We start from the raw sequence: 26,346 nt of genomic DNA, 5'->3' as shown, positions 1-26,346 counted from the left end.
TAGGTGAGTCACGCAACTAGGGCAGTTGAGAAGACGTTCGTCGTTGGTTCCAGACTATGCGAATGCTCCGGCGCGAGCATAGAGTCCGGGCACTCCACCCGAATGGATGAAGACCACGCTGTCGTCGGGTCCGAACTGCCCCTGACGGACCAGATCGACGAGGCCGGCCGCGGCCTTCCCGGTGTAGACCGGATCAAGCAGGATGCCTTCGGTCTGAGCGAAGAGTCGCACGGCTTCGACCACCTCCGGGGTCGGCAGCGCATAACCGGTGCCGAAGTAGTCGCCCAGGCCGAGACTGCGTTCGCGGGGGACTGCCGGCAGGTGAAGGAACGAGGCCACCTCGTCGACGAGGTTGACGATCTTCGGCTCCTGGTCCTCCTGCGTGCGACTGACATTGATGCCGACCACGGGAATCAGACTGCCGGCGGCGTGGAGGCCGGCGACGAGTCCGGCCTGCATTCCAGCAGACCCACTCGGGGCCACGATCGACGATACGTCCAGACCCACCTCAGCGAACTGGGCAAGCAGCTCCTGTGCGCAGTCGACATAGCCCAGGGCGCCGGTGACGTTCGAGCCGCCGACCGGGATGACATAGGGATTGCGGCCCTGAGCCTTGAGCTCGCCGGCCAATGCGGTGGCACGAGCAATGAGGTCACTGCCGTTGGGATGAACCTCAACCGAATCCGCGCCGAGGAGGTCGAAGAGCAGAAAATTGCCCGTGTGCTCCGGTGGATTGCCGCCGGCATCCGCTGGGATCGGCGCGCCCTCGGATCCGAGATCCTCCTCGAGGACCAGGTGGCATTCGAGCCCCTCACGCCGGGCTGCCGAGAGCGTGAGTCGACAGTGGTTGGACTGCACCCCGCCCGCGGTGACGAGGGTGTCAGCCCCTTGTGCCAGGGCATCGGCAATGAGGAACTCGAGCTTACGAGTCTTGTTCCCACCTTGAGTCAGACCCAACTGGTCATCACGTTTGATCCAGATCTGCGGCCCGCCCAACTGCGTGCTCAGGTGCTCGAGATGCTCAAGCGCGGTGGGTCCGTTGGTGTACCGGCGGCGGGGCAATGTGTTCAGGTCAACCATGGTTCCCGAGTCTACTTGTCACCCGCTGTCGGCAGGTTCAGTGAGACGGCTGGGTGCGGTCCTTGAAATAGACGTGGTGAACCGCGGGGTGCAGGCCATGAGTCGCGGCTTCGTTGTTGACACCGAAGGTCAGCAGTTCTCCGGTGACCTTGTTCTTGTAGACCACGGAGGACGACTCGTCGGCCCCGTCAGCCGCGATGCGATCCCACTGAGTCGCATGCTCGTCACCATGCTCGGACAGGGCTTCGACGACGCCGGGTGTGGCGTATTCGTTGACCTCCTCGTCGGAGCCGACACCCCACGCCTTCACGAGCGCATCCGCGTAGCCGGACGCATTCCTCGGATGGCCATCGCTGTGCGCATCGCTGACAACGTTGACTTCGGCGCCGGACCCGGAATCTGCTGTGGAGTTCGTTGCAGCCAGCGCGGATCCGCCGGTGAGCGCGACTCCCGCAAGGCCGGCGATCGCGGCGAGTGACAGTGCTGCTGCTCGTTTGCGAAAGGTGGTGTTCATAGCGTCGTTGCCTCCTGCTGTGACGGTCAGTGCGAGTGACCGTCAGTGATATGTCATCGATCCCGCTGATTATCGTCATTGCAGGTGAGCGACGAACAACGGTCCCTGAGAAAACGCTCAGTGACTGTTGCAGTTCTGCGAATTTCACATTGCGATGAGGTCGCAACTTTGAGATATTCGCATGGAACCTTGTGGAAAAGTCGCATCAATGGCCCTGACAAGGACACTTTCAAGGAAAATGTCGAAATAGGATCGTGATCAAGAATTCTCGCGTGATCAAGAATTCTCGGGGGAATCCACCTCGGCGGGGGAGATCTCCGAATCATCGGCCTTGTCCATCCAGTCCTTCCCGTCGAGCACGCGCGCGACCATCATAGAACTGGCCTGGTCGCCGACCGCGTTGACGGTGGTGGCCGGGGGATCGATGACGGTGCCGATGATCTGGATGATGGGCAGGGCTGCGGCCGGGAAGCCGTAGAGGGTGATGATCATCAGCTCGCCGATGAACCCGCCCGAGGGGATGCCTGCCATGACCATCCCGGCCAGCAGTGCCACGGCGATGCCGATGAGGATGTTGCCGGGGGTGAAGAAGTCGCGGCCGAAGACGGCGAAGAGGAAGGCGATCTTGAGGATTGCGGACAGGCTCGAGCCCTCCATGTGGATCGTCGCCCCGATCGGAACGATCGTCTCCCGAATATCGCGGGGCACGCCGATCCGCTTGCCGGCTCGCAGATTGGCTGGGATCGCGGCCACCGAGGAGGAGGTGCCCAAGGAGATCGCCGTCGGTTCGATGATGTTCGACCAGAACGCGGTGATCCCGCGTCGGCCGCCGGCGAGGAAGGAGTAGAGCGTGAAGGCGAGAATGAAGTAGGCGATCGCCACCGGGTAGTAGACGAGGAAGGCGCGGACGTAATCGCCGACCAACTGCGCCCCGAGCTCACCGATGAGGGCCGCGAAGTAGGCGCCCAGGCCGATCGGGGCGTAGTACATGATGATCGAGGTGAATTTGAGGAAGACCTCGGAGCCGGAATGGAGGAACGCAGCGAACGGTTTGCCCGCCGGGCCGATCTTCGACGTGGCGATGCCGACGATGACGGCGAAGACGATGAGGGCGAGCATGTGTTCGGCGGAGAGGATCTTCGAGAAGTCATCAACGACGAAGGTCGACACCAGCTGATCGCCGATCGACCCGACCTCTTCCACATCTTTGGGCTGGGTCATCTCGACCTTGACTCCCTCGGTGGCCTTGGTGATCCACAGGGCCGCGATCATCACGATCGAGGCGATGATGCCGGTGATGGCGAAGATGCCGAGCATGCTTCCCAGGATCTTGCCCAAGCGCGTGGCCGAGGACATGCCTGCCACCGCCGAGGAGATGGAGAAGAAGACCAGCGGCACGACGAGGGTGAACATCATGTTGATGAACAGGGTGCCGAAGGGTTTGATGACCGCGGCCTTCTCACCGAAGATCAGCCCGATGATCGCTCCGATGACGACGCCACTGAGGATGAACAGCGGGAACCGATAGTTGCGCAGGACCTGCGCGAACTTCGACGACGACCAGGGACGGGCGGGGGACTGAAGCTCGGAGTCAGCGGGAGACGACATCTGTCCTGCCTTTCAGCACGAGGGACACGGCAAGGGCCACGACGCGGCCGTGGCTACGCAGATACTAATTCAACTATGGGAAGGAGGTGCGCTTGTTTCAATGGCGCAGCTTGACTCAACGGCGACACGACCACCAGGACAAACGAATCTGCTGAGGGGTTTCACCGAATGGATCCCCCTGTTACGGTGGCGGCACAAGCGGAATGTCCTCGTCGTTCCCCACAGATTCGGTTTTTGGAGCGACCAGGCTTTCGCACCATCCGAGGAAAGGAAAACGATGACAGTACTCTCACCGTCGACAACCACGGATCTCTACCCCACTCGCACCGGCGAGACGACTGAAGTGCTCGACCGCAGGGGTCCGATCGCCTTCGGCTCGGCCGAACAGGGCCCCCTCGATGCGAAGTCGCTGCAGCATTACGATGACAAGGGCTATCTCACCATCGACGAGCTCATCACCCCGGAGGAACTCGAGACGTTCCGGGCCGAACTGCACCGCCTGGCCAATGACCCGACGGTCAAGGACGATGACGCCACCATCGTCGAGGCGAAGTCCAACGAAGTCAGGTCGATCTTCGACATCCACCGCAGCAATGAGATCTTTCGTAAGATCGCCAATGATCCCCGGGTCATCGCCCGCGCGGAGCAGCTGCTGGGGTCCGAGGTCTACATCCACCAGAGCCGCATCAACTACAAGCCCGGGTTCGTTGGCAAGGAGTTCTCCTGGCACTCCGACTTCGAAACCTGGCACGCCGAGGACGGCATGCCCGAGCCACGTGCAGTGAGCCTGTCATTGTCGCTGACTGACAACTACTCGTTCAACGGGCCGCTGATGATCATGCCCGGTTCGCATCAGCGCTACATCAGCTGTGTCGGCGGCACCCCGGAGGACAATTACAAGAAGTCACTGGTCATGCAGGGTGCGGGCACTCCCGATCCGCAGACGCTGAGTGACTTCGCCGATGCCTACGGCATCGATGTTCTCGAGGGATCTGCCGGTGGTGCGGTCATGTTCGACTCCAACTGCATGCACGCCTCGAACGGCAACGTCACCCCGTATTCGAGGTCGAACATCTTCATCGTCTACAACTCGGTGGAGAACACATGCGTCGAACCTTTCGCCGCACCGAAGCCGCGGCCCGAGTTCGCCGGCAGCACGGATTTCACTCCGGCTGGTTCCTAGGAGATGAAGCCCGGCACCTGGATGAACAGGTGTCGGGCTTCGTGCTTGGGGCGTGCGAGTGTCAGTCGTTCGAGTCGTGGGAGTCCGCTTCCGGATCGATCTTCGACTCGTCGATGGCCTCATGTGAGCCATCCGGGTTGCGGTAGAGCTTCACGCCCTCGCCGTCGGCAGCGGTTTGGGCTTCCTCTTCGACGTGTTCCTGAACGTATCCGGGAGTTGATCCGTACGAGACGTCCGGTCCGCTCGCCTTCGAAGCCACCTCGTCGAGTTTGTCGTTGATCTTCTCGATCTTCTTCCGCTGATCCTGATCGTCAGTCATGTCTCAACACCCCACTTCGTCCAGATCGGTCTGAATGTCCATTCTACTCCGAGGCAGGTCGGAGGGGAGCAGGAGCGGGCCCCTTGGCACCGACAGTCAGATCACAAGATGGTTTGTCGATTAGGGCTGCGTTCCTGGTACCGTCGCTGACCGTGAAAGATGCATCGGCCTCCACCGCTCGTCCCGCTGCCTCCCGTCCGAACGATCGCATCGTCTCGATCGATGTCATCCGCGGCATCGCGATCGCCGGCATCCTGCTCGTCAACATCACCTATTTCCTCAACAGCGCCGGTCAAACCGGGAAACCACGAGGCGCCGATGCCGTGATGTGGCAGGTCGTCGACATCCTTGCATTGGGGAAGTTCCACTTCGTCTTCGCCTTCCTCTTCGGCACTGGGGTCTTCATCTTCCTCTCCCGACTGCGGGCGAAGGGCCGCTCCACCTGGGTTTACATCCGACGTATGCTCATCCTCATACTCGCCGGTGTGGTGAACTCCGCACTGGGAGGCATCGATGTGCTGACCTCGTACGGATGCCTCGGTTTGGTGCTTCTGCTGCTCACTCTCCTGCCGAGATCGATTCTGTTCATCGTCGCCATCGCCGCGGCGATCATCCCCGACTCTCTGCACCTGGTCTCAACTCTTTCTGCCGCGGGTCCTGAGGTTCCGGGAACACTGCTGCTGATCTTGGAGTTCGGTCGCACACTGGGTCATATGGCCCTCGGGTTCTGGCTGGCCGAACGCGGGCTGTTCGCCGCAGGAACTCGGGTTCCGGTTACCCGGATCTTTGTGATCGCCCTGGTGGTGTCGGTGCCTGTCTGGATCTGGACCATCGCTGCCGGGACAGGGACGGAGGCGGCTCATGACATCGCGTTCCGCACGGCGATGATCCCCGGCCTCATGTACATCGCCGGGCTGATCCTGCTCCTTCGTCTGCCGAGCGCGCGGAGTTGGCTGTCGTTCCTGCGCTTCTACGGCCGGATGGCGTTCAGCAACTATCTTGGTCAGACCATCATCTGTGTGACGGTGCTTCCGCTGTTCGTTGATGCTGGTCAGCTGTCTGCCCTCTCCGCATTGAGTTTCTGTCTCGGCGTCATAGTGGTCCAATGCGTGTTCTCCATGCTGTGGCTGCGTTGGTTCCGTTTCGGGCCCCTGGAGTGGGTCTGGCGCTGCGGCACCTATTTGGAGATCACGCCGTTGCTGGTGAGAGGATCGAACCGGACCCCGTGAGGTAGTCCGAAACAGTATCGCCAGAGGCGCTCGGAGGTGCATGATGGAGTTATCAGGTTTGCGCACCGACAGCCGAGGGGAGGTATAGCCATGTCTGAGAATCCTCAGCCGGAGAAGGGCAGGGACGAATCTTCAACCACCCCCGCCGAGGCGAGCGACAGTTCCGAAGGAAGGTCAGAGTCAGAGCAGATTCGTTATGACCACGAGGACGAGATGGTCGACGAATGGGAAGACGAATCATTCCCCGCCAGTGACCCGCCGGGGCATTACTGACCGGGCCACGAGTGTGGTCCGGTGCACGAGGCCGACCGGGACCCGCGCGAAATGATCAGCGCACTGCCCCGACAGATCGAGACATCGGTTCGTCGGGGCAGTGCGCCGTGTTGTGCAGTGGGGACTTACTGGTTGACATGGCTGAGCACGTCCAGCGTGGTGGTCACCTTCTTCGACATCCGCTCCTCGGCCATCGTCACTGCCACAGTCGTGTTTGAGTATTCTGAATGTATGACCCACGACCCCATGCTCACGAATAATCCGAGCACGCAGGATGAGAGCACTGCCGGGACGACCACACGCAACACCGACGCGCCAATGCTGGGCGCAACGCCGAGTGCCGCAGTGGGTCGCTATTTCCGCAAGTACGCTGTCGTCTCAGGACGAGCCAGTCGCAGTGAGTACTGGTGGATAGCGCTGCTCAGTCTTGTCATCTACGGTGTCGGCGGTGCCCTCGCCGGTGTGTTCCAAGTGGCAACCGCTGGAACGAACGCCTACGGCGACGTCAGCGACGAAACCACATTCGGTGCGGGACTGATCAGCTCACTGCTGTTCCTGTATTTCCTCGCCACTATCCTTCCCAACATCGGTCTCGGTGTGCGCAGACTCCACGACGTGAGCCTGAGCGGGTGGGTCATACTCATCGGCATCGTGCCCTTCTTCGGTTCGCTCATTCTCTTCGTCCTCTCCTTGCTGTCGAGCAACCCTTCCGGACAGCGATTCGATCGACGGTGAGCGCGGACGACACGACCCCGATCACCGAGGGGCAACCTCGGCGGTGATCACAGAAAGGAAGCAGGACAATGTCACAAGCACCAGGTCCTCAAAACGCCGGAATCGCAAGCGGGGTCACCCCACCGGACTTGTCCTACTTAGCCACCATCGACGTTGATGTCGACGCACCGATCACCATCGGCACCACGGTCGACGGGTTGCGCAAGGTCGTCCCGATCCGCGGCGGAAGAGTCGCAGGCCCGGGACTGCGCGGAGAGGTGCTTGACGCCGGTGCCGACTTCCAGCAATACCCCAGCGAAACCGTGGCCTACCTTGCCGCCGATTATGTACTGAAGACCGACGACGGGCACCACATCCTCGTCGAGAATCGGGCACTGCGCACCGGCAGCAGCAACGACCTGAACAAGCTGATGAACGGCGAACAGGTCGATCCTGTGCGAATCTATTTCCGCTGCGTACCGCGACTGAGCGCCGATCAGTCCGGCCCGTATGCCTGGCTCAGCGACGTCCTGTTCATCGGCTCCGGTGTCCGCAGCCCCAATGGCGTGCGGATCGACATCTTCCAGGTCCACTGACCCCTGCCAACTCCGCTCGCACCATCCAGTGCCACAGACATCGGGCCCAGGACCTGATCGTCACACTCCTGCAGCTTCTCTGACGTCCGGGCGACGGTTGGCCTCAACATCGACTCCGCGCATGCCCAGGAGCACGACTGCCGCCAGCAGAAGCACCACGCCGACGAAGACGTAGATCGCCTGCGGACTCCATCCACCGTCGAGCATCGCACCAGTGGCGGTCGGGGCGATGATCGCGCCGAAGCGACCGATCCCGATTCCCCAACCCACACCGGTCGAACGCAGTGAAGACGAGTAGGACTGCGGGGTCAGGACGTAGAGGCCGGCAATGCAGCCGTTGCTGAACATGCCGACCAGGACACCGACGATGACGACCAGAACGATCCACTGCGCGGTGAAAATGAACACCGCCATCAGGATCGCGGCCAGCACCGAGAAGCACATCAGCACCGACCGGGTCGACCAGCGGGAGGTGAAGAGCCCGAAGACGACAGAGCCGATGGCCCCGCCCAAGGTCAGTCCGACAGTGACGATCATCGACAAGGTATCGGTGAGCCCGGTTTCGTGCATGAGGCGCGGGGTCCAGGAATTGACGAAGTAGAAGCCGAACATGACGATGAAGAACGTTGCCCAGACGACGAATGTGACCCGGCGGTTGCGACGGTTGAACAGAGCCCGGACACCTGAGTCGCTCGTCGCGCTCTCCTCTGCGATGGTCGTGGCGGAGAGATCAACCGTGTCGGTGAAGCCCAGTTTCCGGGCAATGACGTCGAGCTTCTTCTGTGTGTTCGCCGGTTGCCGGTTGTAGAGATAGGACGGTGATTCCGGCACCAGCAGCAGGACGAGAATGAGGGACACCGTGGCGAGGCATCCGCCGAGGACGAAGACCGAGCGCCACCCTGAGGTGGCGATGAGCGAGACCATCACCGATCCGCCGAGAGCTGCACCGATCCCGTAGCCGGCGGTGTAGATGCTGATGACCAGGCCGCGGCGCTTGCGGGAGGCGTACTCCGCGCAGATGACATTAGTGCCCACCAGGATGCCGCCGACACCCAGTCCTGTGACGACGCGCCAGATACCCAGCTGAGCCGCCGAGGTGGCGGTGGCGGAGAGGAAGAGACCGCAGATATTGACGATGAGAGCCACAATCGTCATGTTCCGTCGCCCGATCCGGTCCGCAACCGGGCCCAGGACCAGGGCGCCGATCGCCATGCCGAGCAGCGCCGCACTCATCACCAATCCGAGCACCGTCCCTGAGAGGGAGAACTCCTCGCTGACCTGGTTCGAGGAGAAGGAGATGGCAAGGACGTCATAGCCGTCCAGGGCGTTGAGAAAGGTGCAGATACCGACGATCAGCCATTGATAGGCCGACATCCGAGAGGTGTTGAGTCGTTCGCGCAGGTCCACCGCATACTCCGATTCTGAGGTGAGATAAGCACCCGCATCATTGCGAGATACCTATGATAATAGGGAAAGCGTGACGCTCAGCACATTATCAGTGGCTTCAGGCTCGGGCAATGCTTGTGCATTTCCGAATGTGCCTATTGCGTCCAGGTGCGACCAGTCGAGGTTCCAGCAGTCGAGGTTCCACTGGCGGGTGATGGTTTACCGACGGAAGACTATTTACCTATGGACATAGGTAAATACCTATGCGTATAGTGATTTCAAGAACCCACCGCAGTGTTCACGAAAGGAATCACCACGTGGAGGCAACGACCGCTACCAAGGTGCTGGATGACTTCTCCTTGGAGATGACCGGCAAAGACGTCCCCAGCCTGCAGCAGGCCGCTCATGCGATTCCTCAGGGAACGCGCGTCAACGTCACGTTCCTCGGCAACGAGAATCTGCAGATGCGTGTCGAGGCCGCCAAGGAAGTCCTCGAGCTCGGGTTCGTTCCCGTTCCTCATATCTCGGCCCGCAGGCTGAAGTCAGAGACCGAGCTGCGTGAGTTTCTTCAGGCTCTGCAGCAAGCCGGAGCCAGCGAGCATGTCTTCGTCGTCGGGGGAGACCCGGCAGCTCCCGAGGGCCCCTATGCCGATTCGCTCTCGGTCATTCGTACCGGCATCCTGCAGGAATACGGGGTGACTGAGGTGGGAATCGCGGGTTACCCAGAGGGCCATCCGGACATCAGCACGGCGAGCCTTTGGGAGCACATGGAGGCCAAGAGCGCGTCCCTGGCAGAGCAGGGGCTGGGTCAAGTCGTCCTCACTCAGTTCGCCTTCGACGCCGAGGCGGTCGTGGCGTGGGTCCATGAAGTGCGCAGCCGCGGCATCGAGTCTGACCTTCGCATCGGCACGCCCGGTCCCGCAGGCATCAAGCGACTCCTGGGCTATGCCCGCCGATTCGGTGTGGGCACCAGCGCGGGTATCGCGAAGAAGTACGGGTTCTCGCTGACGAATCTGATCGGCACTGCCGGACCGGAGCGATTCCTCAAGGATCTGACCTCGTATGAATCCATCATTTCGGCGTCCTCAGGGGTCAAGACCCACTTCTACACCTTTGGCGGACTCGCGGCCACAGCCGAATGGGTTCAAGACTTCACCGCACAGGCCTGAACACCAGGCTCACACAGAGATAAGAACAGAGAGGTTCATCGACCATGACCGACAATCTCCAGAAGATCCTCGATTCGACCAATGCCGTCGACCATCTGCGCAATTCGCAGATCGGTTCGTACATCTATCCGGTCGTCCCCGCTGACTTCACCAACTGGATCAAGGAACAGAGAGCATGGCGTGAGACCGCTGTCCTCTACGATCAGTCGCACCACATGGACAACGTGTTCCTCAAAGGCCCAGATGCCATCAAGCTGATCTCCGACACCGCGATCAACTCGGTTGCCAAGTTCGCAGTGAACAAGGCCAAGCAGTACGTGCCGACCACCGAATCCGGCCACGTCATCGGCGACGGCATCCTCTTCCACGAGGCCGAAGACGAGTATGTGTACGTGGGACGCTCACCCGCGTCGAACTGGCTGCTCTACCACGGTGAGACCGGCGGCTACTCGAACCTCGACATCGAGGTCGACCGCAGGTCCCCATCACGGCCATACGGTCACGCTGTCAGCCGCCGCTACTACCGCTTCCAGATCCAGGGCCCCAACGCCTGGGCGATCATCGAAAAGCTCAACGGCGGCGAGCTGGAGAAGCTGAAATTCTTCAACATGTCGACCATGACCATCGCCGGCAAGCAGGTTCGCACCCTGCGCCACGGCATGGCCGGTGCCCCCGGCCTCGAGATCTGGGGGCCGTACGAGGACCACGACGTGATCCGAGATGCCATCGTCGAGGCGGGTGCCGAGTTCGGTCTGCTGCCCGTCGGTGCGCGGGCCTACCCGTCGAACACACTGGAGTCGGGTTGGATCCCCTCGCCGCTGCCGGCCATCTACTCCGGAGAGGCCGAGCGCGGCTACCGCGAATGGCTCGGCGCCGACAGCTACGAAGCCACCGGGACCCTGGCCGGATCGTTCGTCTCCGACAACATCGAGGACTATTACCTGACTCCATGGGAGCTCGGCTACGGGTCGTTCGTGAAGTTCGACCACGACTTCATCGGCCGCAGTGCCTTGGAAGCCATGGATCCGGCAGCCCAGCGTAAGAAGGTGACTCTGGCCTGGGATGCCGATGATCTGGGTGAAGTGCTGGCCTCCCCACTCAATGTCGATGGACCGAATTACAAGTACTTCGACCTGCCCTTGGCCAACTACGGTTCGGCGAACTATGACTCGGTCGTCGATGCCGATGGCAATGTCGTCGGCTTCTCGATGTTCACCGGGTACTCGGCCAATGAGCGCCGAGGTCTGTCCTTGGCCACGGTCAATCCCGACGTCCCCGAAGGAGCTGAGCTCAAGGTCGTCTGGGGCGAGCCCGATGGCGGTACATCGAAGGCATCGGTCGAATCCCATGAGCAGACCGAGGTCGGCGTCGTTGTCAGCCCCGTCCCGTATTCGACGGTTGCACGTCAGACCTACCGGGGCGGGTGGCGCACCGGCCAAGACGCCTGAGAGTTGTAGTCTGAGGGGGTTCGGGCAACAGGCCCGGGCCCCCTCGCTGATTCACAGAATAGGAACCACGATGAGTCTCCGAAGCGCTCTCCTGGCGTTGCTGCGCATCGGCCCGATGTCCGGCTACGAGTTGCAGAAGCAATTCTCCCAATCCGTTGGCCACGTGTGGCATGCCCCGGATTCGCAGATCTATCCCGAGTTGCGGAAGATGGCGAAAGAAGAACTCATCATCGCTGAGGAGCAGACTCGCGGATCTGCTGGAATGCGCCGTGTCTATCATGTCACCGAGGCGGGGGAGCAGGCCTTCATCGACTGGATGCACAGTCCGTTGAAGTACCAGCGCACGCGCGATGCCGCTCATTTGAGGGCCGCATACCTCGAGTCGGCTGACCAGGACGCCGTTTCTACGTTCCTCAACGAGCACATAGCCCATTGGACGAGCGAGCTCAAAGTCTGGGAGGACGAGATCGTTACCATCGAAGCTCTCGAATCTCCGATGCTCAATCGTCGTCTGGCAGTCACGGCCGATGAGGATCGTGAAGTCACCATCGCGTACAAGAAGTTCGCCTACGAAGGTCTGGCCGCCCGAGCCCGCAGCGAGATCGAATGGGCCCAGCGAGGCCTGAAACTCAGCAAGAGGCTCGAACGAAAGCACGCGCAGACCGCACCATAGGGCGCCGGGGCTCTCCTGCGAGACGGTCCCCACGTACTTCACACGGACGGTCGACACTGCATCCGCGGACCAGAATCCAGATCACAGTGGCGGTCATCGGTGTGGTCTCGTTCGCTGCGTCTTATTACTACTGCGACCTTTCGAGCAGACGCCGGGCGGGTTAAGTGTGATTGTGAGCTAGGTGCAAAAATACAGTGTCACTCTTGTAAAAATGTGATCTGTTTCATACTATTGTCATACTTCGAAGGAGAAGAGGACAAATGGCTCAGAGTGCTTCACTGTCACCAGAATCCGTCAAAAAGAGTGAGCCATACATGTCAGGTAATGACACGTCTCAGGCCCTCGCAGAATCCATCAAGAAGCTGCGCACATCGCAGAAGATGACTCAGAGCGGGCTTGCTTCAAAAGCGCAACTGAGCACCTCGTTCATCAGCCAGCTCGAGCGAGGAAACACAGATGTCACCTTCAGCACACTGACACGATTATGTGCGGCTCTCGGCACGACAATCGGCCATCTGTTTCCGGCAGACCAGCCGAGTGGCCGAATAGTACGGTTCGACGAATACAGGCACTTGGACTACAACGGAGTCGACAAGTACGTCCTCACCCGTGAAGAGATGGCAGACGTCGATGTCTGCCTGTTCGACTTTCCACCAGGGTCAAGCACCGGCACTCGAGTCCCGCCAGGGGTCGATCGCACCGAACTGTGGATCTGCCTGACAGAGTACCTCGGCATCGACATCGGCTCAGATGTTCACTTCCTCAAAGCCGGTGACAGTTTTGACTTCGCCTCCGATCGAACAAACACGGTCTATAACCCAGGCCCAAATTCAAGCAGGGCTCTCTTAGTGATCAAGAATCATAAGAAATAGAGGAATCATGACGAAACGATATTCTGCAATTGCTGCGGCACTGATATTGCCATTTGCCCTCACAGCATGCATGCAAGGGGGAGCGAGCACCAGCGAACTCAACGCAGAGGATTTCAAGGACCCGGTTGCCGGTGAAATCGCCGAAGGGTCGTTGGACGGTACGACGATGACGTTTGTCTCCTGGGGCGGAGGATTCCAAGATGGTCAAACGAAGGCATTCTCTGAACCATTTGCTAAACAATCCGGGGCAGAGGTGCTTTCGGACGGACCTACAGACGCCGCTAAACTCAAAGCTCAAGTCGATTCCGGCAACGTCTCCTGGGACGCAATCAATGCAAGCCCCACGCAGAACGCTGCGAATTGCGGCACTTTGTTCGAGAAGCTGGATCTCTCGCTCATCGATACCAGCAAGATCCCCGAAGGTACGCCGCAGGGCGACTGCTACCTCCCATCCCTGGTCTACGTCTATGGAATGTTCTATGACGCGGACAAATACGGCGACAATCCCCCCACCGGGTGGAAAGACTTCTTCGATACGGACAAGTTCCCCGGCACTCGTGCCGTTGAAGGCCGTCCGTCAGCTACCGCTGGAACATTCGAAGCAGCACTGTTGGCTGATGGAGTGAAGCCGGACGATCTGTTTCCCCTCGACACCAAACGGTCATTGAAGAAATGGGACACGATTAAGAAGGACGTCAAATACTGGCAGACAGGTGCTGAGCAGACTCAGATGGCCCAGGCCGGCGAAGCCGATATGATCTTCGGCTGGAGTGGCCGGATCTATGAGGCCAATCAAAACGGTTCCAACTTCAAACCAGTCTGGGATCAGGGATTCCTTGCCAGCGATACCTTCTCGATTGCCAAAGACTCGCCGAACAAGATCGCTGCACATGCCTACATCAACTACGCGTTGGGAGCGAAGCAGCAGGCAGAAATGGCGGAGGCGACCAGCTATTCGCCTGTCAACGTGGATTCCAAACCGAAATTTGAAGGCGAAGCCAAAGAATTCAATGTAACGCGGCCCGAAGTGCTCGACGTGACGCTCCCACAGAATGCCGATTACTGGGGAGAGAACCAGGAGGAGCTTTACGCCGCGTGGGGAGATTGGCTCAACAAATGAGTGGTTTCGTGAAGGTGTTCTCTCATGAGTACTAAGCAATCGCGAACAGCAGTGCTGGCATGGCCAGCACTGCTGTTGGTGGCGCTCGGCTTCATCGTCCCTGTCGCAATCATCTTGGTGATGAGTGTGACGGACCCGGAGCCGGGCACCCAGAACTTCGAGTGGTTGGCCACGAACTCGACCGCTCACGATATCCTGTGGCGAACGATCTACATTGCGGTGTTGGCAACCCTGATCACCGCAGTGTTGGCCTACCCGTTCGCTTATCTGATGGCAACCAGTTCGACCTTGGTCCGCTCGATTCTCATGGTGGTGGTCCTGCTGCCATTCTGGACCTCGATGATGGTCCGGGCATTTGCGTGGATCATCATCCTCCAGAAGAACGGACTGCTCAATACGGTCGTCGGCGCTTTCGGCATCGATCCTCTGACCATTCTGGGCACGAATACTGCTGTGCTCATCGGCATGTGCCAGATACTCATGCCGTTTATGGTCCTGCCGATGGTGTCTGTCATGGTCGGGATCGACTCCCGATTGCCCTTGGCAGCACGCATCATGGGGGCTCCGAAGTGGAAAGCATTCCTTCAGGTCTATTTTCCGCTGTCCCTGCCCGGGGTTTTCGCTGGGTCGTTGATCGTTTTCATCCTGTCGTTGGGCTTCTATGTCACACCGGCACTTCTGGGTTCACCGAGGCAGCAGCTCATTCCCAATGCTCTGTTCACACAGGTGCTTGAGCTGCTCTCGTGGGGCAGGGGAGGCGCATTGGCAGTTGCCACTCTGGTCATGGTCGGAGCAGTCTTCCTGCTTCTCTTCCTTTTAGCCAAGGTGATGGGCATCAAGATCGGAAAGATCGGGGGCGGGCTGTGAATAAATCACGCGTAACGCTATGGGCCGCATGCGTCTTCATCGGGTTGTGGCTTGTTGCTCCAACGCTCATCGTCATCCCGATGAGCTTCAATGAACAGCGATCGTTGGCGTTTCCTCCCAAGGGCTTCTCCTTGCGATGGTTCGAGAACTTCTTCAGCGACGCACAGTGGCTCGGAGGTTTCCTCAACTCTGTGCAGATTGCGCTACTGACAGCTGTCTTGGCAACAGTGCTGGGAACACTGGCTGCCTACGGCTTGTCCAAGGTCAAGGGCATCAGGGAATCAATCGGCCGTAACTTCCTCGTCATTCCGATGATCATTCCGTCCGTCATCTTCGGCGTCGGACTCTACAGCCTGTTCCTCAGACTCGGTCTGGTCGGAACGCTGCCTGGATTCCTCATCGCCCATACCGCACTGGCCGTCCCCTACGTTGTCGTGACGGTGGGGTCGACGCTGGCTGCATATAACGTGTCTCTCGAAAGAGCAGCTTGGGTCTGCGGAGCCAATAAGTTCCGCGCATTCATCGGCGTCACCGTTCCCATGCTGATGCCGGGCATTCTCTCCGGAGCATTCTTCGCATTCATCACTTCCTTCGATGAAGTGGTGGTGTCGATGTTCATCTCAAGCCCGTATCTGCAGACACTGCCCGTCACGATGTTCGCCGGGATGCAGCGTGAGGTCGATCCGACGATTGCCGCCGCGGCGACTCTCATCATGATCACTACGACCGCTGCCGCTATCGGCGGAATCCTGTCTCAACATCTCAAGAGGAAACGCACATGAGCACACAAGTCATCGGTGCAGCACTGAGTCTTCGCGACATCAGCAAACGATTCGGATCCGTCACTGCTGCTGCGGACGTCAACCTCGACGTCGAGCCGGGAGAGTTCATCTCCCTGCTGGGGCCCAGCGGTTCCGGTAAGACAACGACGCTCAACATGATCGCAGGGTTCGAAGAGCCCAGCGGCGGTCGAATCATGATCAACGAGAAAGACATCACCGATATCCCCATCCATCGCCGCAACATCGGCATGGTGTTCCAGGGATATGCCCTGTTCCCGCATATGACAGTGGAGAAGAACGTCGAATACCCGCTCAAACAGCATGGGTTCGACAAGGCCGAGAGGAGGCGAGCCACCGACGAGGCTCTGTCAAAGGTCTCCCTCGAGAAGTACCGGGCTCGGATGCCGGCACAGCTGTCCGGAGGTCAGCAGCAGCGAGTGGCACTTGCGCGTGCGATCGCTTATAGGCCGCCACTCCTGCTGATGGATGAGCCGTTGAGCGCACTGGACAAGGCGTTGCGTGAAGGACTGCAGACAGAGATTCGTCGCATTCACCGAGATCTGGGCACCACGGTCGTCTATGTCACTCACGATCAAGATGAAGCGATGGCACTGTCTGACCGTATCGTGGTGTTCAATGAGGGGCGGATTCAACAGATCGGAACACCCAACGAGCTGTACAAGAACCCGAGCAATGAATTCGTTTCGCAGTTCCTCGGCGAATCAATCCATCTCGACGGATTGATCGAAGAGCAGGGAAGCGGCCACGAGTTCGTCAGAGATGACTTCCACTTGGCCACCGAGGTCGATCATCGTGGTCCGGCGCAGTTGATGATCCGACCCGAAAGCGTCGAGCTCATCAGCGCTTCGAGCGCTGAACAGTCAGGTCCGACCGTGGAAGCAGAGATCCTTGACAGGGTCTACGTCGGACATTCGGTGAAATACATGGTCTCCTGCCGAGGTGGGGGAGGCGTTGTCCGATCGCGGGCGACCGACGTCGATGACTTCGCCATCGGTCAGGAAGTGCTCTTGACCTGGGAAGCTGATCGATCTCGCATCCTACCACTGGCCACCTCGGCGAAGAACGGGGAAGAATCATGAAGAACGGACATCTGTCCCACTGGCTCGACTCCACCAGGGACCTCAGTCGAACTCGGCAGCGGATCGAAGGATCCACTCAAGCGGACGTGGTCATCATCGGCGGCGGATATACAGGACTATGGACCGCCTATTGGACCAAGAAGCAGGATCCGTCGCTCGATATCGTTGTGTTGGAGAAGGAATTCGTGGGATACGGAGCCTCCGGACGAAACGGCGGTTGGATCAGCGGAAAGACTGTCGGCCTGCGCCGAAATCTCATGTCTGAATCGGTCAGTGCAGAACAGGTCTTAGAGATCGAGCGCACGTGCCACCACGCCGTCTTTGAGATCGACGATCTGATGGCCGCCGCAGGCAAAGACATCGACGCGCACAGAGGCGGTTGGATGCAGATCGCTCGCAGTGACAGCGAATTTTCCCGGTTGCGGAGCCATGTCGAAGAAGACCGGAGCTGGGGGTTGACCGAAGATGAAATCGCTCTGCTGAGTGCGGAAGAGACCTACGACAGAATCCATGTGCCGGGAGTGCAGGGTGCCGTCTACAGCCCCTATTCGGTCAAATGCAATCCGGCGAAATTGGTGTACGCACTCGCGGAACTATGTGAAGATCTCGGTGTCAAAATCTATGAGAATTCTCCAGTAGAGGAGTTCTCCGATGGCGATTGTCAGACCACTCGTGGACACGTGCGTGGGTCAGTGGTCGTTCTGGCGACCGAGGGATACACCTCGGCGCTGCCCGGCAGGAAACGGGACCAGTTGCCGATGGTGTCGTCGATGGTTGTCACTGAGCGGATTCCTGAGTCGCAATGGGAATCCATCGGCTGGTCGGGCTACGAATGTTTGAGCGGCGCACAGCACATCTACTTCTATGCCCAGCGAACTGCCGACAATAGGATCGCTATCGGCGGGCGCGGAGTGCCATATTTCTGGGGATCGCGATTCGATACGAGCGGGGAGCTCGACCCAGGGACCACATCTCAATTGGGAGAGATCCTGCAAGGACTGTTCCCGACTGTGCCCATCAAACTTGCCCACTCGTGGCGAGGGGTTTTGGGAGTTCCTCGTGACTGGTCGCCCTTCATCGACTATTCCAAGGCGAATCGACTGGTTCGTGTCGGAGGCTACGCCGGGCAGGGGGTGACGGCCTCCTACGTAGCCGGACGCACGGTGGCCGGACTCATCTCCGAGCAGGATTCTTCGCTGACAGGGTCGGCGTGGGTCCGGAACATGCCGCGAAAATGGGAGGCTGAACCATTGCGCTGGATCGGCTCGCGATCTGTGCAGATGATGTACAAGGCGGCAGACACGATCGAGCATCGAAGGGGAGGTGCGGACACATCTGTGTTCGGTCGCCTGGCCACTAAGATCTCGGGACGATAGGACGGAGGCGGCCGGATGATCTTGAGAATTGTCATCGTCGACCGATCTGATGGCGCGGATTCCTCCCGTCTGGGCGACCTGGGCTCGGCAGTGAACGTCCCGGGTGCCGAGTTCAAGGTTCAGCGGTTGCTGCCCGCGGATCTTCGACAGGTCCATCCCGACACATCGGTGGTGTTCGTGCGTGCGGGATATTGGAATGACGTCGAGGGTCTTCTCGAACTGGCACCGGCAGTGTCATGGGTGCATGTGAACATGACCGGTGTCGACCATTTGCCCGTGGATCGCATGGAATCAGCCGGAGTCATTCTCACGACTTGTCGCGGAGTCCTCGACCTTGCAATTGCTGAATTCGTCCTCGGCAGTGTGCTCCTATGGTCCAAGGGGCTGCTCCGTTCAGCCCTCGATACACGAGAGCGCCGAACAGATTACCGAGAGCCGAAAGCGAATTCCGAACTGAACGCTCTGATCATCGGAACGGGAAACATCGGTTCGGAGTGTGCGCGAGTGTTTCGGCAGGCGGGTTTCGGACGCATCGTCGGCATTCGCCGAACACCTGTTCCGCTTCCTGACTTCGACGATGTGGCCAGTGTGGAGGTGCTGCCGATTCAAATCAGTCAACATGATGTAGTTGTGTCCTGCCTGCCGGCCACCAGCGCGACCGATGGGCTGATCGGCTCCGCCGTGCTCAGGCAGCTGCGCAAAGAATCCGTCTTCATCAACGTCGGGCGAGGATCAACCGTCGATCACATGGCGCTGGCAGAAGAGATGAATGCTCGCGCTGGAACTGTTGCCGTCCTGGACGTCACCGAACCCGAGCCACTTCCGATGGATCATCCGCTTTGGGATTGTTCCAACGTCGTGATCAGCCCACACATGTCAGGAGATACCGTCGGCAGGCACGACGCCTTCGCAGCTCTGTTCGTGGAGAATCTGCGGCGCTATTGTTCTGGGGACGAACTGCTCAATCGCGTTGGACAACCGCCTGAGTCAGCGTAAACGCTTACCAGCATCTGTTGACGGACCATGCCGCGTAATCACTTCGCCCGATAGTCCGGGACTTCAGACTCCTACGCCCGCAACTGGTGACAGCGAACTACGACTTGGTTTGCAGGGCGAAAGCATGGGTGCTTATCGTCAGGAGCTTATGCCGGCTCGTTCGAAGCCCTGTATACGAGTCCACCGGTAGCGCGTCCGTCTGTCACACTGCACCAGGATTCGCAGGAACAGGCCGCCGGCAATGAGGCCACCGAGGAGATCTGTGGCCCAGTGCCACCCGAGGAGGAATGAGACCACCACGGAGTTCACGCTGATGGCGACGACGACCCAGCACAGAATATGGACGAGCCGTCGGGATGCGCCACTGTAGTGGGCGATGAGGTAGACGGCGGCGCCGTAGATGAGCACTGCCTCGGCGGCGTGTCCGGAGGGAAAACTGATCCCACGATCGCCGAACTCGAGCAGACCGCCTTGGAAGAATCTCGGATCATGCAAGGTCGTCGATGGGCGGGCCAACAGAACCTTCAGCCCCCCGATGCCGATGAAGAAGGCGCCCTCGGCTGCCAGAGCGAATCCGATAGGACGCCAGGACTGCCTTCTGCGGGCGAGCACAATCGCAACAATCGCCAGCACGGGCATACAGACTGCCTGCCCGGCGATCCTGTCGAGAATATTCTGTGCGAACCACACCAGATCAGGGTTGAAGAGGTAGAGCCAGCGACGATTGAGCTGGTAGTCCCAGACTCGTAAGGGCCCCATGGCGACGACGGTCAACACGGCAAGTCCGAGTGCCAGCGCCCAAATTGAGGTTGCCCGAGTAAGCCATCCCCTACTCTTCGCCTGTACTCGGTCCAGATCGGTGGGAAGGCCGGTCTGACCATCAGGCGCCATGCGAGAATCGACAACCATCAAGGGCGAGTTTAGTCGGTTCTCGGTGTCCACGTGGAAACGGCTGGATAATGGGAGCTGAACCATTGGCGCTATACGTCCATCAGCACTATTGGCGTTATGACGTGGCTCACGTAGCATCAAGTATGGACGTCGTTGACTTTGTTCCAGAGCCCAATCAATTCGTCTACACTTTTGGCGGATCCCAACCGGTAGCCACGATCGCACCCGGCACAGTTCTACGACTGTGGTCCGAGGACGCCTTCAACAATGCGATCACCTCGGCCGCTGACATTCCCAGCGAGAAGCTCGACTCACGATACCTTAACCCGCAGACGGGACCGTTCTACGTCGAAGGAGCCCAACCGGGGGACACCCTTGCCATCCACATCGTCGAACTCACTCCTGCACGCAGTTGGGGAGCTTCGGCGATGATCCCGTTCTTCGGCGGACTGACGGCAACGGACAGAACCAGCCTCTTGCACGATCCTCTGCCGGAAGGAGTGTGGATCTACGAGATCGATTCCGCCGCGCAGACGGTGGGATTCCAGACCCGCAGGGGCGATTTCGAACTGGCGCTGCCTCTCGAGCCCATGCTCGGCACCGTCGGCGTAGCGCCGGTGGGCGGTGAGGTGCATTCCTCGCTGACACCCGAACGATACGGCGGAAACATGGACACCCCCGAGATGAAGATCGGCACGACAGCCTATTTCGGAGTCAACGTCGACGGCGCCATGTTCTCCGTCGGCGACGGTCACTACCGCCAGGGTGAGGGGGAAGCGTGCGGCACAGCGGTCGAGGGCGCAATGAACTCGACGATCATCGTCGACCTCATCAAGGGTGGCGCTCCGACGTGGCCGCGGCTGGAGAACGACGGCCATTGGATGGTCGTCGGGTCCTCGAGACCGATGGAGGACTCGTGGAGGATCTCCCAAGTCGAAATGATCCGCTGGCTCGGCGAGCTCTACGGACTGGAGACCATGGACGCCTATCAGCTGCTCACCCAGATCTCCCTCGTCCCCGTCGCCAATGTGGTCGACACCAACTACAGCGTCGTGACGAAGATCGCGAAGTCCCTCCTGCCCACGCGCAGTGCCTTCGACGGGAACCACGCGGACCTGCGTGATCGTGCACGTTCCTTGTCCTAGTTCCAGAGAGCATCGAGGAGAAAGAGTTCCGTCATGGACTTGAAGATCAGTGGGAAGACAGCAATGGTCACCGGGGGTACACGGGGTATCGGGCGTGCCATCGTCGAGGCGTTCATCGCCGAGGGTGCCAACGTGGCCTTCTGTGCACGAAACGCCTCAGAGGTCGCCGAGGCGGAAGAATCCTTGGCTTCGAAGGGCAGAGCCATCGGCACTGTCCTTGATGTCCAAGACTCCACGTCTCTGTCCGAATGGGTCGAAGCCACGGCCACAGAGTTCGGCGGAATCGACATGGTCGTCAACAGCGTCAGCGCCCTGGCGATACCGGATACCGAAGAGAACTGGTATGAGTCGTTCAACGTCGACATGATGGGCACGGTCAACCTGTCCAAGCTCGTGATTCCATATTTGGAGAAGAGCGATATGGCATCGCTGATCTCCATTTCGAGTGTCTCCGGCCGAGAAGCTGACTTCGCCTCCGGGCCCTATGGCACGATGAAGACCGCGATCATCGGCTACATGGCCGGACTGGCGCTCAGCCTTGCTGACAAGGGAATCAGGGTGAACACTGTGTCGCCGGGCAACACGTATCACGAGGATGGAGTGTGGCCGGGAATCGAGTCATCCGACCCCGAGCTGTTCGCACAGGCGATGAGCCTGAATCCCACAGGACGTATGGGAACACCGCAGGAGACCGCTGCGAGTGTCGTGTTCTTGTCGAGTCCGCTGTCGAGCCGGACGACTGGGGCGAACCTGCTGATCGACGGAGCGTTGACTCGCGGAATCCAGTTCTGAGGTCAGAGAGCCTGAGGAGACTGCTCAGCCGTTGGATTCGTCGGGCTCGTCATGTTCCCTGTTCGCGGCCTTCGAGCCCAGCCCATCTCCGTCGAAGCCCTGTCGACGTTCCTCTGCTTCAAAGTCCTTCGTGTCGAATTCGATTTGGTCGACGCGTTTCTGTGACGGTGCCGCATCAGCAGCTTGGTCAAGGTTCTCGGCAGCTTTGCGAATTCCGTCTTCGGTGGACATGTAGATCACCTTTCGCATTCGAGTGTGAGGTGGCGCCCAGTCTACGCGCTCCTCACAACCCCAACACCCGCACCGCATTCTCCTTCATGATCATCGGCACGGCTTCTTCTTTGATGCCCAGGGTTTCGAAGTCGTTGATCCAGCGCTCTGGGGTGATGAGCGGGAAGTCGGAGCCGAAGAGTGTCTTCGTTTTGAGCATCGACCCGATCGCGCGGGTCAGCTGCGGTGGGAAGTACTTCGGTGACCAACCGGAGAGGTCGATGAACACATTGGACTTGTGCGTGGCGATCGAGATTGAGGCGTCGGCCCACGGCACGGATGGGTGGGCGAAGATCATCGTCAGCGTGGGGAAGTCAGCGGCCACGTCATCGAGGAGCATCGGGTCTGAGTACCGCAGCTTGATGCCGCGTCCGCCGGGGAGGCCGGCACCGATTCCGGTCTGCCCGGTGTGGAAGAGCGTAACCAGACCGTGCTCGGCGCAAGCTTCGTAGATCGGGTAGTACGTGCGATCGCTGGGATCGAATCCCTGCAGGCTGGGGTGGAACTTCATGCCCCTGACCCCGTAGTTCGTCGCGAGATCGTGGACCCGGGCAATCGCCTCGGCGGTGTTGAGAGGGTCGACGGAGCCGAAGGGGATGAGCACGTCGTTGTGTTCAGCAGCCTTCTCGGCGATCATCTCCGACGACACCGCGGGGTGCCCGCCGAGTGCCGTCCTGGCATCAACAGTGAAGATCACGGCCGCCATGTCCCGCTCCCGGTAGTACGCTGCGAGGTCATCGACCGTGGGCGTGCGGGGGACCGGTGCCTTGAAATACCCCGCCGAGGCGTCGAGGAGTTCCCGATCGAGTGACGTGTGCTGGTGGTCATCGGCTTCGACATGGGTGTGCACGTCGATTGCGGTGATCTTCGAGAGATCGATATTGGGCTGGTAGATCATGAGTGTCCTTCCGGAAGCGGGGTGGTCGGCATCGTGTTTGTGTGGGTGGCGGGATCTACGGCAACTCGCCGTACTTACGTTTGAGGGCGATGAGCTCGAGGAGCATGTCGTCGCGTTGCTTCGCGAGCACCGCCGGGTCACGGTCCTGAAGTTCCTCATCAACGCCGGCGATGAGCTTCTCCTTGAGATCTTCGCCGAGGTGGACCTTTTTGAGGTCGTGCATCCACACTTCCTGAGGTGGCCCCAGATGGTCGAGCACGTGCCGCATGCCGCCGGACCCACCCGACAGGGACTGCTGCGCGAGCGGCCCGAGGATGGCCCAGCGCAGGCCCGGCCCGTAGGAGATCGCGGTGTCGATATCGGATACGGACACGACTCCCCGATCGACGAGCGAGTACGCCTCCTGCCACATGGCGGCCTGGAGGCGGTTGGCTACATGTCCAGGGAGCTCGGCGCGGACAAGGATCGGCTTCTTCCCGACCGCCCGATAAGTCTCCATCGCACGCTCGATGACCTCCGCCGATGTGGCCGATGAGGGGACGACCTCAACTAGAGGGACCAGGTGCGCGGGATTGAAAGGGTGGCCGACGACGATGCGCCCTGGCGCCTTCGTCGCCTGTGCGCTGAGCTGGCTGGGCGAGAACCCGGAAGTCGACGAGGCGATGACCGCAACCTCAGGTGCTGCTGCGTCGATTTCGGCGAGCATGGACTGCTTGACCTCGAGGCGTTCGGGTCCGTTCTCCTGTACGAAGTCGGCATCGGCGACCGCCTCGGCGAGGCTGGGTGCGAAGGTGAGATTGTCGAGCACCGAGGTGCAGTCCCGATGTGCTTCAGCGTCGATTTTCTCCACCTGCTCGCGCAGCCGGTGCTCGGCACCGTCAGCAGGATCGAACGCAGTGACCGAGTGCCCGGCGGCCAGGAACCCGGTCGCCCAGGCGGCGCCGATGACTCCGGTGCCGATGATTGCCACGTTGAGAGCAGAGCTCGACGAGAATTGAGTGCTCATGCGTTCACCTTCGCCTTCCGCGATTGCGCATACTCCACATACTCATCGAGGGAGCGTGGGTCCTGCAAGGCACCGGCGCTCGCCACCGAATCGGCGGTCGCGCCCTGAACGATGCGCTTGACCGGAACCTCGAGCTTCTTGCCTGTCCGACCCAGCGGAATCCGGGACACCGGGACCACCTCGTCAGGGGTGTGACGTGGTGACAGGCGCGTCTTCAGCTCACGCGAAATCCGGCCCGAGAGCTCAGAAGTGAACGACACACCGGGCTCACATTGGACGAAGAGCACGAGTTCGCCCATCCCACCATCGGGGTCCTCGAGGTGGATGACCAGGGCATCTGATACCTCGGCGAAGGTGTCGAGGACCGAGTAGAAGTCCGCGGTGCCCAGCCGCACCCCGCCCCGGTTGAGCGTGGCGTCCGAGCGTCCGGTGACCACGACCCCACCGCCGGTGGTGAACTTCGCCCAGTCGCCGTGGCGCCAGATGCCGGGGTAGTTGTCGAAGTACGCGGCCTCATAGCGGGCATCACCGCCTTCACCCCAGAAGGTCACCGGCATGGAGGGTGTCGGTTGGGTGATGACGAGTTCACCCAGCTCATCACTGACCTCGTTGCCGGAAGCGTCGAAGGCCGTGGCCGCGAACCCGAGGGTGACTCCCGACATCTCACCCGAGTACACAGGTGTCAGCGGGGAGGCCTGGAGGATTCCTGTGCACACGTCGGTGCCGCCGCAGCCTACGTTGAGCAGCACGTCCTGGCCGAACTGGTCCATGACCCATTCGTAGCCCTCGGCGGGCAGTGGTGCGCCGGCGGCTCCGAACTGTGAGACCGTGGACAAGTCGAATTCCTCAGTGGGGTTGAACCCGGCCTTGCGTGCGGACATGATCGCCCCGGGCGCCACACCCATCAGCGTCGCCTTCGTGTTTGCGGCGATGCGCCAGAGTTCCTTCGGATCCGGATAGTTCGGATTGCCGTCGATCATGACGATTGCGGATCCCACGACCAACCCGCCGACCAGGGCATTCCACATCATCCACGCTGTCGTGGAGAACCAGCAGAACTGGCTGCCTGGGCCCAGATCGAAGTGCAGCCCGTGGTTCTTCAGTGTCTCGAGCAGGATGCCGCCATGGCTGTGCACGATGGCCTTCGGCTTGCCCGTCGTGCCGGAGGAGAAGAGGATGAACAGCGGATGGTCGAAGGGGACCGGTTCGAATTGCAACTCCGCTGTGGCGGCTCCACCGTCCGTGCTCGCCGAGGTTGGCCGGAGCCCCGCATAGTCGACGACGTCGATCGCGTGCTCGAGTCCCGAACCGCTGGTGAACTGTTCGCGCGATTCGGCATCGAGGGTGAAGTTCCCGTAGTCGACGGAGACGAGGTGGGTCAGCGAGGGGAGCGCTGCGAGGACCTCGGTGAGTTCGGCGCTGCGGTCGACGGTCTTGTTGCCGTACATGTATCCGGGGATGGCGAAGAGCACGGTGGGTTCGACCTGGCTGAAGCGGTCGATGACTGACTGCGTGCCGAACTCGGGGGCGCAGCTGGCCCAGATCGCGCCGAGACTGGCCGAGGCGAGGAAGGCGACGAGTGCCTCGGGCTGGTTGGGCAGATAGCCGACCACCCGGTCGCCCTTCTTCAGGCCCAAGTCCACGAGGCCGGCGCGGACTCGTGCCACTTCGGCGCGCAGCTGCGCGAACGTCAGTGTGGAGTCATCGCGGGTCTGAGACACCGCGGTCACGGCCACATCGTCGGCCTGTTCGGGAGTGCCGAAGGAGTGCTCTGCGTAGTTGAGTGTTGCTCCAGTGAACCACCGAGCGTGCGGCATGACTCGTTCCTCGAGCACCGAGGTGTAGGGAGTGTGGGACTGGACTCCGAAGTACTCCCAGACGGTTTCCCAGAAGTCCTCGATGTCGGTGACCGACCACTGATAAAGCTCGTTCCAGCCGGTGAGCGCAGAGCCGAACTTCTGGTTGACCCAGCCGAGGAAGTCGCCGATGCGGCTGGTCTCGAGGGCATCAGTGGGAATCTCGCGGATGATTGTCGACAT

The 26,346-nt window shown here is 60.4% G+C and carries 27 protein-coding genes; 17 read left to right on the top strand and 10 right to left on the bottom strand.

Annotation, left to right across the window (positions count from 1 at the left end):
• Window positions 1-54: 54 nt before the first annotated feature.
• From HU144_RS15620 to HU144_RS15610, 3 genes are all read right to left on the bottom strand, one after another.
• A complete protein-coding gene (locus tag HU144_RS15620) occupies window positions 55-1,080 on the bottom strand; it encodes a D-cysteine desulfhydrase (protein WP_235352102.1) in 1,026 nt (341 codons plus the stop codon).
• A 37-nt stretch (window positions 1,081-1,117) separates the two neighbouring features.
• On the bottom strand, window positions 1,118-1,594 hold the full coding sequence (locus tag HU144_RS15615) for a hypothetical protein (RefSeq protein ID WP_235352101.1): 477 nt from the start codon (window positions 1,592-1,594) through the stop codon (window positions 1,118-1,120).
• 276 nt (window positions 1,595-1,870) lie between these two features.
• Complete coding sequence (locus HU144_RS15610; RefSeq protein ID WP_235352100.1) at window positions 1,871-3,202, bottom strand: dicarboxylate/amino acid:cation symporter; 1,332 nt, start codon at window positions 3,200-3,202, stop codon at window positions 1,871-1,873.
• Window positions 3,203-3,479: 277 nt separating this feature from the next.
• Between HU144_RS15610 and thpD the strand changes: the two genes are divergently transcribed.
• On the top strand, window positions 3,480-4,385 hold the full coding sequence (gene thpD, locus HU144_RS15605) for an ectoine hydroxylase (protein WP_235352099.1): 906 nt from the start codon (window positions 3,480-3,482) through the stop codon (window positions 4,383-4,385).
• 61 nt (window positions 4,386-4,446) lie between these two features.
• Here the strand turns inward: thpD and HU144_RS15600 are convergent, their stop codons facing one another.
• Entirely contained in the window at window positions 4,447-4,704 is a 258-nt protein-coding gene (locus tag HU144_RS15600) for a hypothetical protein (RefSeq protein ID WP_235352098.1), read from the bottom strand.
• Between the two features lie 152 nt (window positions 4,705-4,856).
• On the opposite strand from HU144_RS15600, the gene HU144_RS19495 reads away from it, so the two are divergent.
• The 4 genes from HU144_RS19495 (at window position 4,857) to HU144_RS15580 (ending at window position 7,516) form a co-directional block, all read left to right on the top strand.
• Entirely contained in the window at window positions 4,857-5,933 is a 1,077-nt protein-coding gene (locus HU144_RS19495) for a DUF418 domain-containing protein (RefSeq protein WP_235352097.1), read from the top strand.
• Between the two features lie 90 nt (window positions 5,934-6,023).
• Window positions 6,024-6,206 (top strand): hypothetical protein, encoded by a 183-nt coding sequence (locus HU144_RS15590; RefSeq protein WP_235352096.1) that lies wholly within the window; start codon window positions 6,024-6,026, stop codon window positions 6,204-6,206.
• 231 nt (window positions 6,207-6,437) lie between these two features.
• Entirely contained in the window at window positions 6,438-6,941 is a 504-nt protein-coding gene (locus HU144_RS15585) for a DUF805 domain-containing protein (protein WP_235352095.1), read from the top strand.
• Between the two features lie 68 nt (window positions 6,942-7,009).
• Window positions 7,010-7,516 (top strand): DUF3237 domain-containing protein, encoded by a 507-nt coding sequence (locus HU144_RS15580; RefSeq protein WP_235352094.1) that lies wholly within the window; start codon window positions 7,010-7,012, stop codon window positions 7,514-7,516.
• 60 nt (window positions 7,517-7,576) lie between these two features.
• On the opposite strand, the gene HU144_RS15575 is transcribed toward HU144_RS15580, so the two are convergent.
• On the bottom strand, window positions 7,577-8,923 hold the full coding sequence (locus HU144_RS15575; protein WP_235352093.1) for an MFS transporter: 1,347 nt from the start codon (window positions 8,921-8,923) through the stop codon (window positions 7,577-7,579).
• Between the two features lie 296 nt (window positions 8,924-9,219).
• Here HU144_RS15575 and HU144_RS15570 point away from each other — a divergent pair, with 296 nt between their 5' ends.
• The 10 genes from HU144_RS15570 (at window position 9,220) to HU144_RS15525 (ending at window position 19,305) form a co-directional block, all read left to right on the top strand.
• Window positions 9,220-10,071: a methylenetetrahydrofolate reductase gene (locus tag HU144_RS15570; RefSeq protein WP_235352092.1), complete on the top strand. Its 852-nt coding sequence runs from the start codon at window positions 9,220-9,222 to the stop codon at window positions 10,069-10,071.
• 44 nt (window positions 10,072-10,115) lie between these two features.
• On the top strand, window positions 10,116-11,519 hold the full coding sequence (gene ligM / locus HU144_RS15565; RefSeq protein ID WP_235352091.1) for a vanillate/3-O-methylgallate O-demethylase: 1,404 nt from the start codon (window positions 10,116-10,118) through the stop codon (window positions 11,517-11,519).
• A 70-nt stretch (window positions 11,520-11,589) separates the two neighbouring features.
• Window positions 11,590-12,192: a PadR family transcriptional regulator gene (locus HU144_RS15560; RefSeq protein WP_235352090.1), complete on the top strand. Its 603-nt coding sequence runs from the start codon at window positions 11,590-11,592 to the stop codon at window positions 12,190-12,192.
• Between the two features lie 314 nt (window positions 12,193-12,506).
• Entirely contained in the window at window positions 12,507-13,064 is a 558-nt protein-coding gene (locus tag HU144_RS15555) for a helix-turn-helix domain-containing protein (RefSeq protein WP_235352089.1), read from the top strand.
• Window positions 13,065-13,071: 7 nt separating this feature from the next.
• Entirely contained in the window at window positions 13,072-14,184 is a 1,113-nt protein-coding gene (locus HU144_RS15550; protein WP_235352088.1) for an ABC transporter substrate-binding protein, read from the top strand.
• A 24-nt stretch (window positions 14,185-14,208) separates the two neighbouring features.
• Window positions 14,209-15,051, top strand: coding sequence for an ABC transporter permease (locus HU144_RS15545; protein WP_235352087.1), 843 nt, complete (start codon window positions 14,209-14,211; stop codon window positions 15,049-15,051).
• Between the two features lie 80 nt (window positions 15,052-15,131).
• Window positions 15,132-15,833 (top strand): ABC transporter permease, encoded by a 702-nt coding sequence (locus HU144_RS15540; RefSeq protein WP_096161640.1) that lies wholly within the window; start codon window positions 15,132-15,134, stop codon window positions 15,831-15,833.
• The gene (locus HU144_RS15535) at window positions 15,830-16,933 is read left to right on the top strand and encodes an ABC transporter ATP-binding protein (RefSeq protein ID WP_235352086.1); all 1,104 of its coding nucleotides are present in this window, start codon (window positions 15,830-15,832) and stop codon (window positions 16,931-16,933) included. The genes HU144_RS15540 and HU144_RS15535 overlap by 4 nt, the downstream gene beginning before the upstream one ends.
• Window positions 16,930-18,309, top strand: a complete 1,380-nt coding sequence (locus HU144_RS15530; protein WP_235352085.1) for an NAD(P)/FAD-dependent oxidoreductase — start codon at window positions 16,930-16,932, stop codon at window positions 18,307-18,309. Before HU144_RS15535 ends, HU144_RS15530 begins: the two co-directional genes overlap by 4 nt.
• Window positions 18,310-18,324: 15 nt before the next feature.
• A complete protein-coding gene (locus HU144_RS15525) occupies window positions 18,325-19,305 on the top strand; it encodes a D-2-hydroxyacid dehydrogenase (RefSeq protein WP_235352084.1) in 981 nt (326 codons plus the stop codon).
• 138 nt (window positions 19,306-19,443) lie between these two features.
• On the opposite strand, the gene HU144_RS15520 is transcribed toward HU144_RS15525, so the two are convergent.
• Entirely contained in the window at window positions 19,444-20,214 is a 771-nt protein-coding gene (locus HU144_RS15520) for a phosphatase PAP2 family protein (protein WP_235352083.1), read from the bottom strand.
• A 125-nt stretch (window positions 20,215-20,339) separates the two neighbouring features.
• Between HU144_RS15520 and HU144_RS15515 the strand changes: the two genes are divergently transcribed.
• Both HU144_RS15515 and HU144_RS15510 read left to right on the top strand, forming a co-directional pair.
• On the top strand, window positions 20,340-21,341 hold the full coding sequence (locus tag HU144_RS15515; RefSeq protein WP_235352082.1) for an acetamidase/formamidase family protein: 1,002 nt from the start codon (window positions 20,340-20,342) through the stop codon (window positions 21,339-21,341).
• Window positions 21,342-21,374: 33 nt separating this feature from the next.
• Window positions 21,375-22,133 (top strand): SDR family NAD(P)-dependent oxidoreductase, encoded by a 759-nt coding sequence (locus tag HU144_RS15510; RefSeq protein ID WP_235352081.1) that lies wholly within the window; start codon window positions 21,375-21,377, stop codon window positions 22,131-22,133.
• Window positions 22,134-22,157: 24 nt separating this feature from the next.
• Here HU144_RS15510 and HU144_RS15505 read toward each other — a convergent pair whose 3' ends face one another.
• The 4 genes from HU144_RS15505 to HU144_RS15490 are packed head-to-tail and all read right to left on the bottom strand — an operon-like array spanning window position 22,158 to window position 26,346.
• The gene (locus tag HU144_RS15505) at window positions 22,158-22,364 is read right to left on the bottom strand and encodes a hypothetical protein (RefSeq protein ID WP_235352080.1); all 207 of its coding nucleotides are present in this window, start codon (window positions 22,362-22,364) and stop codon (window positions 22,158-22,160) included.
• Window positions 22,365-22,416: 52 nt separating this feature from the next.
• Window positions 22,417-23,301, bottom strand: a complete 885-nt coding sequence (locus HU144_RS15500; RefSeq protein WP_235352079.1) for an amidohydrolase family protein — start codon at window positions 23,299-23,301, stop codon at window positions 22,417-22,419.
• 55 nt (window positions 23,302-23,356) lie between these two features.
• Window positions 23,357-24,307 (bottom strand): 3-hydroxyacyl-CoA dehydrogenase NAD-binding domain-containing protein, encoded by a 951-nt coding sequence (locus tag HU144_RS15495; RefSeq protein WP_235352078.1) that lies wholly within the window; start codon window positions 24,305-24,307, stop codon window positions 23,357-23,359.
• Window positions 24,304-26,346, bottom strand: a complete 2,043-nt coding sequence (locus HU144_RS15490) for an acetoacetate--CoA ligase (protein WP_235352077.1) — start codon at window positions 26,344-26,346, stop codon at window positions 24,304-24,306. The genes HU144_RS15495 and HU144_RS15490 overlap by 4 nt, the downstream gene beginning before the upstream one ends.

Source organism: Brevibacterium sp. UCMA 11752 (assembly GCF_021532235.1).
In the GTDB taxonomy this organism is placed as follows: Bacteria; Actinomycetota; Actinomycetes; order Actinomycetales; family Brevibacteriaceae; genus Brevibacterium; species Brevibacterium antiquum.
Note: the sequence above shows the minus strand (reverse complement) of the source record. Positions and strands in the feature narration are given on the sequence as shown.